The following is a 14,310-nucleotide window of genomic DNA, read 5'->3' as shown; positions in this document are numbered from 1 at the left end:
TCATGAAAAATGCTGTGCTGTGCTTCTGTTTTTTGCTGTTTTTCCCGATGGTCAGTTATGGCTGGCAAACAGCGGTTACTCACATTTCATTCAATGACACTCAACGCCAGCGCCAACTTGATAGCTTAATTTATTATCCAACAGCGAAACAGGGAACAACGGCCCTACTGGGTGATAGTGCCATCTTCAACGGTATCTCGGTTTTACCTGATGCCCCCCTTGCCACAGGCCAATTTCCATTGATTGTCCTCAGCCACGGCAGTGGTGGCAACAAGACCAGTATGGCGTGGTTGGCAGATAAGCTGGTGCAGCAAGGTATGGTGGTAGTCGCAGCCAATCACCCAGGCAGTACCACTGGTAACTCTATACCGGCCAAATCAGCACAGCTATGGTTACAAACTGAAGATATCTCTTTTATTATTAGCACATTACTGTCTGATTCGCGCTGGAAGTCGGTACTGGATAATCAGCCTATTGGGGTAATTGGCCATTCGAAAGGGGGTTATAGTGCTATTGCGGCATTGGGTGCAACGCTTTCATTTCCACGTTTCATTGCCGGCTGCCAACAGCAGCCCGAACAAGTCAACTGCCAGTTTTATACCCGTGCGGAGGTAAAATTAAAGGCACTTCCAGTGCGGAAAATTGAAGGAAATTATGCTGATAAACGTTTACGTTTTGCGGTCGCTTTAGATCCCGGCATGGTGCCTTTTTATCAAAACAGTAGTCTGTTTCATTTAACAGCCCCACTGCTTCTGATTAATGCTCACTATTTTATCTCACCGAATATGGCACTAAATCTGGGCGGGAGTGAGTGGATAAAGCGGCTTAATCCGCCAGGTATAACCACAATAACCTTAGCCCACAGCGGACATTTCGATTTTCTGCCAACATGTAAACCGACAGCCCGCGCAGTTCTGGCTCAGGAAGGCGAAGACTTTATCTGTGCGACGTCAGTGACGGAAAGAGAAAAGTTACATCAGCAAACGGTTCAACAGATTGTTGAGTTCCTGCATCAACAACATATTTTGCACTGATATTTCAATATAATAATGGTGACGCACAAGCCATCCAAACTGTGCGAGGCTAAATAAAGGTGTCGGTAAGAAACAGCACACAGGCAAGTGATACACCACATAGGGTCATCACACTGAAAATCAGCTCGAACAGATAACGATTGATCATGATGGTTAGCCTATAAAAAAAGACACCCGGCGTTAACCGGGTGTCTGGAATTGGCTAGACTGTGCGGTACGGAGTGCCCGCATTCCGGCATAATTATGCTGCTGGCGCTGTCGCTGATTTTTTAACGGCTTTATGGTGTTTTTTAGCGGCTTGGGCTTTCTGAGCTGGCTGAGCTGGCGCTTTTTTCACGTGTTTTTTAGCGGCCTGTGCTTTTTGAGCAGGTGCTTTTTTCACATGTTTTTTAGCAGACTGTGCTTTTTGTTCTGTGGTTTGTTTGGTTGCTTTATGTTTTTTATGGTGAGTTGCTTTAGCTGGTGCTGCATTTTCTGCGGCAGGCGCAGCAGTAGTGCTGGTTGCAGCTGGTGCTGCTGTAGCGGCCGCAGTAGTTTCAGCAGCGAAAGCAACAGAAGACAGACCCATGGTTGCAGCAACGATCAGCGCTAATACTTTTTTCATTTTAAAATCCTCAGAGTTTGTTTCGCTAAGCCCCCGGTGGGGCCGTTGAAAGAATCATAGAGGAATCAATTTTTCCTTTCCGTGAGTCATTGGTTTCGCTAAGTAACCAAATGTACAAAGTAATAGTGATTATTATTTACGCCATACATTATGAATCACGCTATTTAAAAGCAGCCCTGTTCGGGAGGCATGGTGGTTAATTATCCCCTCGCCTTCGGATTAGTCCTGAAGCGCATGTCACATCGACGTGATGGACTATGCTTAATGTTCATCAGGCAAAACGGAGAGTCAAATGTTCAAGAAATCAGAAAAAATTGAAAGAGATCTCAATCAGGACGTGACCCTTCTGGCAGATACTCTTGACGATGTATTGCGTTCATCAGGTGAGAAAACCAAAGAGGAACTGACCAAAGTGCGCCACAATGCCGAAGGTGTATTACGTGATGCGCGAGCGCATTTCAACGGTTCGACCAGCCTAAAACAGCATGCCCGAGATGTTGCAGGTAACGCAGATGACTACATCCGCGACAAACCATGGCAAGGTGTCGGGATTGGTGCTGCGGTCGGCATCGTACTGGGTGTGCTGTTAGCACGCCGTTAAAAATAATCGGATAGCCGATAAACCGCCGGTATTTTATCCCCCCTCATTGCTGTGTCTACTTATAGGGATGACGATATCTGGCAGTTTGGTTAATCGGTGGCCCCAGTGATAATAGATGCACTGCGGGCCAATTCTCTTACCCGGTAAATAGCGGTTATTAACCAGACGTAGGGTTATTAAGCAGACATAGGGTTATTAAGCAGACATAGAAGTAATAACTTTGGCCAATAGGGCCACCAGCCGATCAGTTTCTGCCACAGAAGTGAGATTAGTAAATCCCATCAACAATCCATTTCCACCGGTTGCCTGGCTCGTTTCTGCCAACGCCCAATCTGATAGCGCCTGAACCGCTAACCCTTGCTGCCGCGCCCGTATTGCTACGGCATAATCAGCAAAACCCTTATCCAATCGCGCCAGTAATTGTATCCCTCCAGCTTGCTGTTCAACCTCAACAACGCCTGCCAACTGCCGCCTCAGACTTGTCGATAGCATCTCACGCCGTTCGGCATATAAATGACGCATACGTTTCAGATGGCGATAAAAATGCCCCTGATTGATAAACTCCGCCACACTGGCCTGTATCAGTGGTGGGCTGGTACAAATGCGTAACTGGCATCGCTGATTAAATAGTGCCACCCGTTGTGCTGGAACGACCAGATAAGCCAGCCTCAGTGCCGGAAACATCACTTTGCTGAAGGTACCGGCATAGAGCACCCGCCCCTGCCGGTCCAACGTTTTCAGCGGTGGCAGTGGCCGCCCTTGATACCGGAACTCACTGTCATAGTCATCTTCAATAATCCATGCATGCTGCTGATCGGCCCAATCCAACAGGGCAATACGTCGTGCCAGACTGAGCGCCACCCCTAACGGGCTTTGATGGGCTGGGGTGACGATGGCAAAACGTGCCTGGGGGCAGTCGTTAATTGCCGCACCGACATCCATTCCGTCCTGATCAACTGCGACCGGATGCGGAATAAGCCCAGCTTCGCGAATCAGTTGCCGTGTCACAGGATAGCCAGGATCCTCCAACCAGCCACGATCGCCCGGTTGCAGTAAGGTACTGATCACCAGATCCAGCAATGACTGATAGCCTGAGCAAATAAAAACTTGTTCAGGCTGGCAACTCACCCCGCGTGATAACTGTAAGTAATGTGCTATTGCTTCGCGCAATAACCCAAGCCCGGTAGCGGGGGGATGTCCAAGGGATGATGCGGTGAGATTATGTAACTGTTTGGCCATGATTCGCCCCCATTGCGCTCGGGGGAAAGCGTCCAGCGCCGGTAATCCTAGCTCGAAGGGCCGCGCCACCGGACTAACCGTTGAGACTTTATTCACCACAACAGGTTGCGCACTCTGAGTTAATGGCAGCAAAGGGGCATCACGTAACTGAGCTGAAACGTAAGTCCCACTCTGCCCACGACTTTGCAAATACCCCTCGGCAATTAATTGACCATAGGCATTTTCCACCGTACCTCGTGCCACCCCCACTTCACTGGCTAGCACCCGAATCGAGGGTAACCGCGAGTCAGGCAGCAATACCCCTTGCACGATGGCATCTTTAATACGCTGATAAAGCTGACGGTAGACCGGCTCGTTTTGTCGGCTATCCAGGCTCAGAAGATGTGAGAAACCCCTCATCATGACCCACTAAAATAAGTAATTTATGGCTCTATAGTATAGGTCATCACCGCGCTAGAGTAGCGCCATACTCTACGGTACCTCACAGGAACATATCATGGTTGCACAACGTCTTTATTTTTCCGAACTTTCACCTACAACCTATAAAGCACTGGTTAATGCGTCTCTCTCATTAGATAAGAGTTCGTTACCCAAAGCATTGATAGAAATGATTTTTATGCGGGTATCACAAATCAACGGCTGTGCATTCTGCTTGAATATGCACGGTAAATTCTTGCGTGAGAACGGTTTTGATAATGCCAAAATGGATGTGATAGCTGGCTGGCGTCTCAGTAATGCATTTACTGAAGCAGAAAGAGCAGCATTAGACTGGGCAGAAGCGGTGACTTACATCACCACCAGTGGCACACCTGATAATATCTTCGACGCCTTAAAAGTACATTTTACCGATGCTGAAATTTCCGATTTAACTTTTGCTATCAGTATCATGAATGCCTTTAACCGCTTAGCCGTCAGCCTGCGCCAGTAAATCATCTTGCCCGCAACAACTCCGCAATAGAAATATTTTTATCCTCCTTATTATTACTAAATCTACCGCCAGCCCCGTGCTGGCGGCCCTGTCGCTGAACAATGCATGAATTCTCAATAAATAACTACATGTAGTGTGGTTGAATTAAATAAACACTAGATATAGTATTTGTTTTATCACCTACGGAAATGAAACCGCAGTTGATTATCAGAGGCAGGTCGTCGCGGCACCTTAACAACCTGACTAATCCGCCTTTCCTCATTACAAAAGGTAAATGCGAATCATGAGTATTATTATTTACAGTAAACCTGATTGTGTCCAGTGCAATGCCACTTACCGAGCATTCGACAAACAAGGAATAGCCTATCAGGTCATTGATTTAACAGCAGATTTACAAGCATTAAATCATGTGAAATCTCTTGGTTATCAGCAGGTGCCAGTGATTGTTGCCGGCAATGAACATTGGTCCGGCTTCCGCCCTGACAAAATTAACGCACTGGTTCAGGCCGTCAGTGCCTGATGGGGGGACAAGATGAATCCGCTGGTCTATTTTTCCAGCTCGTCGGAGAACACTCACCGTTTTGTCGGGAAGCTGGAACTCCCGGCAATACGTATCCCTATTGCCGGTGCCCGTAAAACACCGCAGATCGAGCAGCCCTATATTTTGTTAGTACCCAGTTATGGTGGTGGCAGCCCGATAGGAGCAGTACCGATTCAGGTGATCCGTTTTCTAAATGATCCACACAACCGTTCATTGATTCGCGGCGTTATTGCTGCGGGTAACACTAATTTTGGCGACGCCTATTGTCTGGCAGGGAAAATCATCTCCCAAAAATGTCAGGTTCCTTACCTGTATCGTTTTGAACTACTGGGTACAGCAGAAGATGTGGCTAACGTGCGCAAGGGAGTAACTGAATTTTGGCAACGACAGAACTGAATATCACTGATCCATCCAGTAGCGAGCTTGACTATCACTCACTGAATGCGATGCTAAACCTCTATGATGCTGATGGACGTATCCAGTTTGACAAAGACCGGTTGGCGGCACGTCAATATTTCTTGCAACACGTCAATCAAAACACCGTGTTCTTCCACAATTTGCAAGAAAAACTCGATTATCTGGTCGAAGAAGGATATTACGAGAAAGAGGTGCTGGCTCAGTACGATTTCAGCTTTATCAAAAGCTTATTCCAGCAGGCCTATAGCAAAAAATTTCGTTTTCCCACTTTCCTTGGCGCCTTTAAATATTACACCAGCTATACCCTGAAAACCTTTGATGGCAAACGTTATCTGGAACGCTACGAAGACCGTGTTTGCATGGTGGCGCTAACACTGGCAGCAGGTGACCCGACACTGGCGCAAGAACTGGTAGAAGAGATAATCTCTGGTCGATTCCAACCGGCCACCCCGACCTTCCTCAATTGTGGTAAAAAACAGCGTGGTGAGCTTGTCTCCTGCTTCTTGTTACGCATTGAAGATAATATGGAATCAATTGGCCGCTCTATTAACTCAGCGCTGCAATTGTCTAAACGTGGTGGCGGGGTCGCTTTCCTACTAAGTAATATTCGTGAAGTCGGTGCGCCAATCAAACGGATTGAAAACCAATCCTCCGGCGTCATCCCTATCATGAAAATGCTGGAAGATGCCTTTTCTTATGCTAACCAGTTGGGCGCACGGCAAGGTGCGGGGGCGGTATACCTCCATGCCCATCATCCCGATATTTTACGTTTTCTGGATACCAAACGCGAAAACGCCGATGAAAAAGTTCGTATAAAAACCCTCTCATTGGGTGTGGTTATCCCGGATATTACCTTTGAGCTGGCGAAGAATAACGAAGAAATGTACCTGTTCTCTCCTTACGATGTAGAACAGGTTTACGGTTTACCGATGTCAGAAATCAGCATCAGCGAAAAATACCGCGAGATGGTCAATGACAAGCGCATCCATAAAAGCAAAATCAAGGCACGCGAGTTCTTCCAGATTCTAGCCGAGATCCAGTTTGAATCCGGCTATCCCTACATGATGTTTGAGGACACGGTTAATCGCGCCAATCCAATTAAAGGTCGAATCAATATGAGTAACCTGTGCTCAGAAATTTTGCAGGTTAATTCACCAACCGAATACAACGACGATCTTAGCTATCGCCATATCGGTAAAGATATCTCTTGTAACCTTGGTTCGATGAATATCGCGCATACCATGGATTCACCAGACTTTGGCAAATCGATTGAAACCGCTATTCGTGGGCTGACTGCCGTCTCCGATATGAGCAATATCCGCTCAGTACCCTCTATCGAGAAAGGTAATCAAGAATCCCATGCCATTGGCCTGGGGCAGATGAATTTGCACGGTTATCTGGCCCGCGAGCATATTTTCTACGGCTCTGAAGAGGCGCTCGATTTTACTAATATCTACTTTTATAGCGTGGTATATCACGCCATCCGCGCCTCGAACCAACTGGCAATAGAACGAGGCCACCACTTTAAAGGCTTTGATCAGTCAGATTATGCCTCGGGCACTTATTTCACAAAATATGTCGAGCAGAGCTGGCTGCCTAAAACCGCCAAAGTACAGGCACTATTTGCTCAGGCCGCTATTGTACTGCCCGATCAGCAAGATTGGGCCGCGTTACGCCAGTCAGTGATGGAACACGGTATTTATAACCAGAACTTGCAGGCGGTGCCGCCTACCGGTTCTATTTCCTATATCAATCATTCGACATCGAGCATTCACCCGATTGTCTCACCGATTGAGATTCGCAAAGAAGGCAAGATTGGCCGAGTCTATTATCCCGCACCTTACATGACTAACGATAACCTTGAATATTATCAGGATGCTTACCAGATAGGGCCGGAGAAAATCATTGATACCTACGCTGAGGCAACACAGCATGTCGATCAAGGGCTATCACTGACCCTGTTCTTCCGTGATACCGCCAGTACCCGCGATATTAATAAAGCGCAAATTTATGCCTGGAAGAAAGGGATTAAGACCATTTATTACATCCGGCTGCGTCAGATGGCGCTCGAAGGCACTGAAGTCGAAGGTTGTGTTTCTTGCTCGCTGTAATTCGCGGCACTGAATGAATAAAAATGGTTGATAAGGAAAATGATATGAACGCAGTAAAACCGATAACACACGTCAGTGCCATTAACTGGAATAAGATTGAAGACGATAAAGACCTGGAAGTATGGAACCGCCTGACAGCTAATTTCTGGTTGCCGGAAAAAGTCCCACTATCAAATGACATTCCCTCTTGGGCAACGCTGACACCTAATGAACAACAGCTTACGATTCGGGTTTTTACCGGCCTGACACTGCTGGATACTATTCAGAATACATTGGGTGCGCCGGCTCTGATTAAAGATGCCATTACCCCCCATGAGGAAGCGGTATTCTCGAATATCAGCTTTATGGAAGCGGTCCATGCTCGCTCTTATAGCTCTATTTTTTCTACTCTTTGCATGACATCTGATGTGGACGATGCCTATCGCTGGAGTGAAGAGAATGGCCCACTACAAAATAAAGCCAATATTATCTTACAGCACTATCATAATGATGACCCACTGAAGAAAAAGATAGCCAGTGTATTTCTGGAATCATTTTTATTCTATTCCGGTTTCTATTTACCGATGTATTGGTCCAGCCGGGCAAAATTAACCAACACTGCCGATCTTATTCGATTAATCATCCGTGACGAGGCAGTACATGGTTATTATATCGGCTACAAATTTCAGAAAGGGTTGGAGAAAGTCGACAATAGTCGCCGCCAGGAAATAAAGAACTTTGCCTTCGATCTGCTGCAAGACTTATATGACAATGAGGTGCGTTACACCGAGGACCTGTATGATAAGGTTGGCTGGACCGAAGATGTCAAAAAGTTCCTTCATTATAATGCCAATAAAGCATTAATGAATTTAGGTTATGAAGCCTTATTCCCCGCCAGTCAAGCAGCAGTCAGTCCGGCCATTCTGGCGGCATTATCACCAAATGCAGACGAGAATCACGATTTCTTCTCCGGTTCTGGCTCCTCTTATGTGATTGGCAAGGCAGTCAACACCGAAGACGAAGATTGGGATTTTTAAGCGTTCCCTATCGGTGCCCCACCCTCACTTTTATGGCATAAAAATGAGGCGATCCACATCCACTGGCAGCCGCAGCAAGGCTGCCCTCTATTGGGTGATGATTTAATGCCTCAGTCACCTTGTAAACTCACCACCACATATCCGCTATATTTACCTACGCAATGAACAGAACCACAACTAAAAACTGAAATTATTACCTGACTACTAATTTAGGCGCAGGCCAGTATATCAGGGGGATTCAGCATGTCTCTTGTGACGATAAAAATGTCATATCAGCATGATGACGGATGCTCAAACCGAAGGCTGACCACAAGAAAAATCGAGGGAATATAATCAATAACAGTATACTCAATAGAATGAATATATATGGACAATATTCACGCTATTAACTGGCTAATTATAGCCCACTCAGCATATCAATATTAAGCAAGATGTGAACATCAAAAAACCACAATATTAACGTATATAAATTAACAGATTAAAAAGATATATACTGAGATAAGGACTATTGCAATTCAGATTATAAGAACATTGAGGGTTGTCTCAGATTCTCATTGTGTTAGGGTATATGGCGCTCTATTTTTTCATCAGGATAACATTGATCGAATAAACATAATTCAAAATTGACAGAGGAATACACCAGCTGCATGGCAATTAAACTCGAAGTAAAGAATCTATATAAAATATTTGGTGAGCATCCAGAACGGGCCTTTAAGCTGCTTGAATCAGGTAAGAATAAAGAGCAGATATTTGCCAAAACGGGTTTGTCCGTTGGCGTTAAAGATGCCAATCTGGCCATTGAAGAAGGCGAGATATTCGTCATCATGGGGTTATCCGGTTCTGGTAAATCCACCCTGGTACGCCTTCTCAATCGTCTGATAGAACCCACCCGTGGAGAAGTACTGATCGATGGCGAAGATATTGCCAAAATATCTGATAGTGCCCTGCGCACCGTACGCCGTAATAAGATCAGTATGGTCTTTCAGTCCTTTGCATTAATGCCCCATTTGAATGTTCTCGATAACACCGCATTCGGTATGGAGCTGGCTGGCGTCCCTTTGCAGGAACGTCACGACAAAGCGCTGGAAGCACTGCGTCAGGTGAGTCTGGAAAGCTACGCCCACTCCTACCCCGATGAACTTTCCGGCGGGATGCGTCAGCGCGTCGGTTTAGCCCGGGCGATGGCCAATAACCCTGACATCTTATTAATGGATGAGGCCTTTTCAGCGCTAGACCCCTTAATACGTACAGAAATGCAAGATGAGCTGGTCAAATTACAGGCCAAACATCAAAGGACCATTGTCTTTATCTCTCATGATTTGGATGAAGCCATGCGCATTGGTGATCGTATCGCCATTATGCAGGGCGGCGAAGTAGTACAGGTCGGCACCCCGGATGAAATACTGAATAATCCGGCTAATGACTATGTGCGCACCTTCTTCCGTGGCGTCGATATCAGCCACGTCTTTAGTGCCAAGGATATCGCGCGCCGTCGCCCGGTATCATTAATTCGTAAAACCCCGGGTTTCGGCCCTCGTTCAGCATTAAAACTGCTTCAAGATGAAGACCGCGATTATGGCTATGTGCTGGAACGCGGGCAGAAGTTTATTGGCGTGGTATCGATAGATTCACTGAAAAAAGCCTTGGCGGAGAGCCAGTCGCTGGATAGTGCCTTACTGGCCGATCCTGCGCCGGTTCCCGCAGACATGCCCCTCAGTGAGTTGATTTCACTGGTTGCCCAGGCCCCGTGTGCGGTCCCTGTGGTCGGTGAAGACAACAGTTATATCGGTATTATTTCCAAAGCCATGCTGTTGCAGGCTTTAGATAAGGAGACGCCAAATGAGTGATCCAATTCAAAGCAGTACCCCTGTAGACAGTAATCCTTGGGCGACGGATGCGGCAGCTTCAACAGCACCGGCGGCAACAGATACCGCCCCTCAGACACTGTCAGCCGCTGTTGACCCGTGGGGAGCGAGCATGGCTGAGGGTAGCCATGCCGCCAGCAGTACCAGCCATGAGGTTGCTTCTCAGGCCGTTCAGAGCACTGCGACACAAAGTACCGATTGGTTGAATAGTACTCCGGCCGCTGCTCCCGAGCATTTCAGTCTGATGGATCCGTTTCATAACACTTGGGTGCCACTGGATTCCTGGGTCACCCACGGTATCGACTGGGTTGTGCTGAATTTTCGCCCCCTGTTCCAGGGTATTCGTGTGCCGGTTGATTTTATTCTCAGTGGCTTTCAGCACCTGCTACTGGGCATGCCAGCACCGATCGCCATTCTGGTTTTCGCGCTGATCGCCTGGCAGTTCTCCACCTTAGGAATGGGCGTAGCAACCCTGATATCACTGGTTGCTATTGGCGCTATCGGTGCGTGGTCACAAGCAATGGTGACACTGGCGCTGGTTCTGACTTCGCTGTTCTTCTGTATTCTTATCGGGCTACCGATGGGGATATGGCTGGCACGCAGTAATAATGCCGCACGTATAATTCGGCCGTTACTGGATGCCATGCAGACTACACCGGCATTCGTTTATCTGGTACCCATCGTCATGCTGTTCGGTATCGGTAACGTCCCCGGCGTGGTCGTGACCATCATCTTTGCGCTGCCACCCATTGTTCGTCTGACCATTTTGGGCATCAAACAGGTACCAGAAGATCTTATCGAAGCCGCTGAATCCTTTGGTGCCAATCCACGCCAATTACTGTTCAAAGTGCAGTTACCGCTGGCGATGCCAACCATCATGGCAGGCGTGAACCAAACCCTGATGCTGGCACTGTCGATGGTAGTCATCGCCTCGATGATTGCTGTAGGGGGCTTAGGTCAAATGGTACTGCGCGGTATTGGCCGCCTTGATATGGGGCTGGCCGCAGTCGGTGGTGTCGGTATTGTGATTCTGGCGATCATCCTTGACCGCCTGACCCAATCATTAGGCCGCGATCGCCGTACCAAAGGCATTGGCCTCTGGTATACAGCCGGCCCGATTGGGCTTATCACCAAACCCTTTAGAAATACTAAGTAATTTCAAATTATTACGCTCAAATTTAAGCGTAATTGTCGCAGGCAGTTTGGACATGGACAGCGCGCAATCACCGCAACGTACACACAGTACGTAAGGATGATGAGCACTGTCCTCGTTCAAAATGGCAAGTAAAATAGCTTAAAAAGGAACAACTATGCGTTCGACAGGAATCTGGGCCTTGGCCCTCACCACACTGATCAGCACTCAGTTATCCGCCGCAGAATTACCGGGCAAAGGCATCACTGTCCAGCCGCTGCAAAGTACCATTTCGGAAGAGACCTTCCAGACCTCTCTGGTCAATAAAGCCTTGGAAAAACTCGGTTACGATGTCCAACCGACCAAAGAGGTAGATTACAACGTCGCGTATTCAACTATCGGCGCAGGTGATGCCACCTATCTGGCGGTAAATTGGGAACCACTGCATAACGACCAATATAATGCTGCCGGTGGCGATGCCAAATTTTATCGTCAGGGTAACTATATTGAAGGATTGGCACAGGGTTATCTGATCGATAAAAAAACCGCTGATAAATACCACATTACCAATATTGAGCAGCTAAAAGATCCGAAAATCGCCAAATTGTTTGATGCTAATAACGATGGTAAAGCCGACCTAACCGGCTGTAACCCAGGTTGGGGCTGTGAAGCACCGATAAATCATCAGATCAAAGCTTATGGTCTGAGCGATACCGTTATCCATAATCAGGGTAACTATGCCGCGATGATTGCCGATACGATTACACGTTACAAAGAAGGCAAACCAATCCTGTATTACACCTGGACACCTTATTGGGTCAGTGATGTATTGGTGCCGGGCCGTGACGTAGTATGGTTGCAGGTTCCCTTCTCTTCCCTGCCAGATAAAACTATCGACACCAAGCTGTCTAACGGTGCGAACTACGGCTTCCCACCGAGTGTGATGCATATCGTGGCTAACAAAAAATGGGCTGAAGCTAACCCGGCCGCCGCTAAGCTGTTCTCTATCATGAAATTATCGATTAATGATGTGAATGCTCAGAACATGCGGATGCACGCGGGTGAATCGTCAGATGCCGATATTGAACGTCATGTGAATGGTTGGATTCAGGCCCATCAGGCCACCTTTGATGGTTGGGTAAAAACAGCGGCGCAAGCAGGTAATGCGAATGCTACGCAGTAAATTCTAAATGGGTTTATTGATGTGTTACCCAAGGGGGGGTTCTATTATTTTGCCCCCCAGCAGCTTCAAGTACCAAGGGTATAGATACAACGAAGCCCCGAGTTAGCAATAACTCAGGGCTTCTGAATGTTGGCGGTGCGGACGGGACTCGAACCCGCGACCCCCGGCGTGACAGGCCGGTATTCTAACCGACTGAACTACCGCACCACGCTGCTGTTCCGGTTAAGAACGAGACGGATATTACGTATGGAATGCAATCTCGTCAATACTTTTTCCAGCAAAATAAGCCGGTTGCGCAGTTTTTCATCTGGAAATCATTTTATTCTGCATTTGCACTATCTTCCGATTCAAGCGGCATCCGCCACAAACAACTGCCGCCCTTCTTCATCACCAAATCCAGACGCGATTCATGGGCTGACAACTCCTCTTCAGCCGCATAAATTACTTTCAACGCAGATGCTGGCCGGGTAATACGCTGGATATTTTCAGAAGAATCATTCTGCGACTGATCACCTTCCATAGAGAAAGACAGAGACGTCTGACCGCCGGTCATCGCCAGATACACTTCTGCCAGAATTTCGGCATCGAGTAATGCGCCGTGCAACGTTCGCTTGGTATTATCTATCAGATAGCGATCGCATAACGCATCAAGGTTATTACGCTTGCCGGGGAACAGGCGGCGCGCCAATAACAGGCTATCGGTGATGGTACAGAAGGTTTCCGTTTTCGGAATATCTTGCTGTAACATACGGAACTCGTAATCCATAAAGCCGATATCAAACGCCGCATTATGAATGACCAGTTCAGCACCACGGATAAACTCGAGAAACTCCGGTGTAATATCAGCAAATGTGGGTTTATCGGCCAGAAACTCATCACTGATACCATGGACACCGTAGGCCTCTGGGTCGACCAGACGGTCCGGTTTCACATACACATGGAAGTTTCTGCCGGTCAGACGGCGGTTGATCACTTCAACAGCACCGATCTCAATAATCCGATGGCCTTCATAATGAACGCCCAGCTTATTCATACCAGTGGTTTCAGTATCCAGAACAATCTGTCTGGTCGGGGTAACTTGCATATTGCCAGTGCTCATAGCGCTCGTTTATGTCAGACTTAACGTTTAAACAGATAGGAAGAGTCTACCAGAGATGACTAAACAGGTAGAAATTTTCACCGACGGATCTTGCCTTGGCAATCCTGGCCCCGGTGGTTATGGCGCAATTATGCGTTACAAACAACATGAAAAGACCTTTAGTGCTGGCTACCGTTTGACAACCAACAACCGTATGGAGTTGATGGCTGCTATCGTCGCCTTGGAGGCATTGACATCACCTTGCCACGTGACGCTCAGCACTGACAGCCAATACGTGCGTCAGGGCATCACACAGTGGATCCACAACTGGAAAAAGCGCGGGTGGAAAACCACAGACCGCAAACCGGTACGTAACGTAGATTTATGGCAACGGCTGGATCTGGCAATCCAAGGCCATACCGTACAATGGGAATGGGTTAAAGGCCATGCTGGCCATCCTGAAAATGAGCGCTGCGATGAACTGGCACGCCTTGCGGCCAATTCACCGACACAAGACGATATTGGTTATATCCCCAACTAACTCTTCTTACCTGACGTTGC

Annotated in this window: 14 protein-coding genes and 1 tRNA gene; 11 read left to right on the top strand and 4 right to left on the bottom strand. The window is 47.5% G+C overall.

Annotated elements, in window-relative coordinates:
• Nucleotides 1-2 precede the first annotated feature (2 nt).
• On the top strand, nt 3-1,034 hold the full coding sequence (locus V1956_RS07550; RefSeq protein ID WP_442824977.1) for an alpha/beta hydrolase family protein: 1,032 nt from the start codon (nt 3-5) through the stop codon (nt 1,032-1,034).
• A gap of 241 nt (nt 1,035-1,275) precedes the next feature.
• Here the strand turns inward: V1956_RS07550 and asr are convergent, their stop codons facing one another.
• Nucleotides 1,276-1,638 (bottom strand): acid resistance repetitive basic protein Asr, encoded by a 363-nt coding sequence (gene asr / locus V1956_RS07545; RefSeq protein WP_083163029.1) that lies wholly within the window; start codon nt 1,636-1,638, stop codon nt 1,276-1,278.
• A 292-nt stretch (nt 1,639-1,930) separates the two neighbouring features.
• On the opposite strand from asr, the gene V1956_RS07540 reads away from it, so the two are divergent.
• On the top strand, nt 1,931-2,239 hold the full coding sequence (locus V1956_RS07540; protein ID WP_420075071.1) for a DUF883 family protein: 309 nt from the start codon (nt 1,931-1,933) through the stop codon (nt 2,237-2,239).
• Between the two features lie 195 nt (nt 2,240-2,434).
• Here the strand turns inward: V1956_RS07540 and pdxR are convergent, their stop codons facing one another.
• Nucleotides 2,435-3,880: a MocR-like pyridoxine biosynthesis transcription factor PdxR gene (pdxR, locus tag V1956_RS07535; protein ID WP_420075070.1), complete on the bottom strand. Its 1,446-nt coding sequence runs from the start codon at nt 3,878-3,880 to the stop codon at nt 2,435-2,437.
• A gap of 94 nt (nt 3,881-3,974) precedes the next feature.
• Between pdxR and V1956_RS07530 the strand changes: the two genes are divergently transcribed.
• The 8 genes from V1956_RS07530 to proX all read left to right on the top strand — a co-directional run bounded on the left by V1956_RS07530 (nt 3,975) and on the right by proX (nt 12,671).
• Nucleotides 3,975-4,406: a carboxymuconolactone decarboxylase family protein gene (locus V1956_RS07530; protein WP_420071025.1), complete on the top strand. Its 432-nt coding sequence runs from the start codon at nt 3,975-3,977 to the stop codon at nt 4,404-4,406.
• 283 nt (nt 4,407-4,689) lie between these two features.
• Nucleotides 4,690-4,926 carry a glutaredoxin-like protein NrdH gene (nrdH, locus tag V1956_RS07525; RefSeq protein ID WP_372559729.1) on the top strand — a complete coding sequence of 79 codons (237 nt, stop codon included), beginning with the start codon at nt 4,690-4,692 and terminating at the stop codon, nt 4,924-4,926.
• Nucleotides 4,927-4,938: 12 nt separating this feature from the next.
• Nucleotides 4,939-5,343: a class Ib ribonucleoside-diphosphate reductase assembly flavoprotein NrdI gene (gene nrdI, locus V1956_RS07520; RefSeq protein WP_372559730.1), complete on the top strand. Its 405-nt coding sequence runs from the start codon at nt 4,939-4,941 to the stop codon at nt 5,341-5,343.
• The gene (nrdE, locus tag V1956_RS07515) at nt 5,325-7,475 is read left to right on the top strand and encodes a class 1b ribonucleoside-diphosphate reductase subunit alpha (protein ID WP_372559731.1); all 2,151 of its coding nucleotides are present in this window, start codon (nt 5,325-5,327) and stop codon (nt 7,473-7,475) included. The genes nrdI and nrdE overlap by 19 nt, the downstream gene beginning before the upstream one ends.
• A gap of 44 nt (nt 7,476-7,519) precedes the next feature.
• The gene (gene nrdF / locus V1956_RS07510; protein WP_372559732.1) at nt 7,520-8,491 is read left to right on the top strand and encodes a class 1b ribonucleoside-diphosphate reductase subunit beta; all 972 of its coding nucleotides are present in this window, start codon (nt 7,520-7,522) and stop codon (nt 8,489-8,491) included.
• Nucleotides 8,492-9,138: 647 nt separating this feature from the next.
• Nucleotides 9,139-10,338, top strand: coding sequence for a glycine betaine/L-proline ABC transporter ATP-binding protein ProV (proV, locus tag V1956_RS07505; protein WP_083163015.1), 1,200 nt, complete (start codon nt 9,139-9,141; stop codon nt 10,336-10,338).
• A complete protein-coding gene (gene proW, locus V1956_RS07500; RefSeq protein ID WP_372559733.1) occupies nt 10,331-11,512 on the top strand; it encodes a glycine betaine/L-proline ABC transporter permease ProW in 1,182 nt (393 codons plus the stop codon). Before proV ends, proW begins: the two co-directional genes overlap by 8 nt.
• Nucleotides 11,513-11,666: 154 nt before the next feature.
• On the top strand, nt 11,667-12,671 hold the full coding sequence (gene proX / locus V1956_RS07495; protein WP_442824976.1) for a glycine betaine/L-proline ABC transporter substrate-binding protein ProX: 1,005 nt from the start codon (nt 11,667-11,669) through the stop codon (nt 12,669-12,671).
• A 130-nt stretch (nt 12,672-12,801) separates the two neighbouring features.
• Here proX and V1956_RS07490 read toward each other — a convergent pair.
• Both V1956_RS07490 and dnaQ read right to left on the bottom strand, forming a co-directional pair.
• Nucleotides 12,802-12,878 (bottom strand) — tRNA-Asp (locus V1956_RS07490).
• 112 nt (nt 12,879-12,990) lie between these two features.
• On the bottom strand, nt 12,991-13,755 hold the full coding sequence (gene dnaQ / locus V1956_RS07485; protein ID WP_083163009.1) for a DNA polymerase III subunit epsilon: 765 nt from the start codon (nt 13,753-13,755) through the stop codon (nt 12,991-12,993).
• Between the two features lie 70 nt (nt 13,756-13,825).
• Between dnaQ and rnhA the strand changes: the two genes are divergently transcribed.
• Nucleotides 13,826-14,290, top strand: a complete 465-nt coding sequence (gene rnhA / locus V1956_RS07480) for a ribonuclease HI (protein ID WP_050074222.1) — start codon at nt 13,826-13,828, stop codon at nt 14,288-14,290.
• The last annotated feature ends 20 nt before the right edge of the window (nt 14,291-14,310 follow it).

It is taken from the genome of Yersinia sp. 2540 StPb PI, assembly GCF_052217165.1.
GTDB classification, from domain to species: domain Bacteria; phylum Pseudomonadota; class Gammaproteobacteria; order Enterobacterales; family Enterobacteriaceae; genus Yersinia; species Yersinia enterocolitica_E.
This window is presented reverse-complemented; position numbering and strand designations above follow the sequence as displayed.

What these genes read in the sequence shown, in the direction of transcription:
- V1956_RS07550 (WP_442824977.1), top strand. Translation starts at nt 3, where the DNA reads ATGAAAAATGCTGTGCTGTGCTTCTGTTTTTTGCTGTTTTTCCCGATG.
- asr (WP_083163029.1), bottom strand. Translation starts at nt 1,638, where the DNA reads ATGAAAAAAGTATTAGCGCTGATCGTTGCTGCAACCATGGGTCTGTCT.
- V1956_RS07540 (WP_420075071.1), top strand. Translation starts at nt 1,931, where the DNA reads ATGTTCAAGAAATCAGAAAAAATTGAAAGAGATCTCAATCAGGACGTG.
- pdxR (WP_420075070.1), bottom strand. Translation starts at nt 3,880, where the DNA reads ATGATGAGGGGTTTCTCACATCTTCTGAGCCTGGATAGCCGACAAAAC.
- V1956_RS07530 (WP_420071025.1), top strand. Translation starts at nt 3,975, where the DNA reads ATGGTTGCACAACGTCTTTATTTTTCCGAACTTTCACCTACAACCTAT.
- nrdH (WP_372559729.1), top strand. Translation starts at nt 4,690, where the DNA reads ATGAGTATTATTATTTACAGTAAACCTGATTGTGTCCAGTGCAATGCC.
- nrdI (WP_372559730.1), top strand. Translation starts at nt 4,939, where the DNA reads ATGAATCCGCTGGTCTATTTTTCCAGCTCGTCGGAGAACACTCACCGT.
- nrdF (WP_372559732.1), top strand. Translation starts at nt 7,520, where the DNA reads ATGAACGCAGTAAAACCGATAACACACGTCAGTGCCATTAACTGGAAT.
- proV (WP_083163015.1), top strand. Translation starts at nt 9,139, where the DNA reads ATGGCAATTAAACTCGAAGTAAAGAATCTATATAAAATATTTGGTGAG.
- proW (WP_372559733.1), top strand. Translation starts at nt 10,331, where the DNA reads ATGAGTGATCCAATTCAAAGCAGTACCCCTGTAGACAGTAATCCTTGG.
- proX (WP_442824976.1), top strand. Translation starts at nt 11,667, where the DNA reads ATGCGTTCGACAGGAATCTGGGCCTTGGCCCTCACCACACTGATCAGC.
- dnaQ (WP_083163009.1), bottom strand. Translation starts at nt 13,755, where the DNA reads ATGCAAGTTACCCCGACCAGACAGATTGTTCTGGATACTGAAACCACT.
- rnhA (WP_050074222.1), top strand. Translation starts at nt 13,826, where the DNA reads ATGACTAAACAGGTAGAAATTTTCACCGACGGATCTTGCCTTGGCAAT.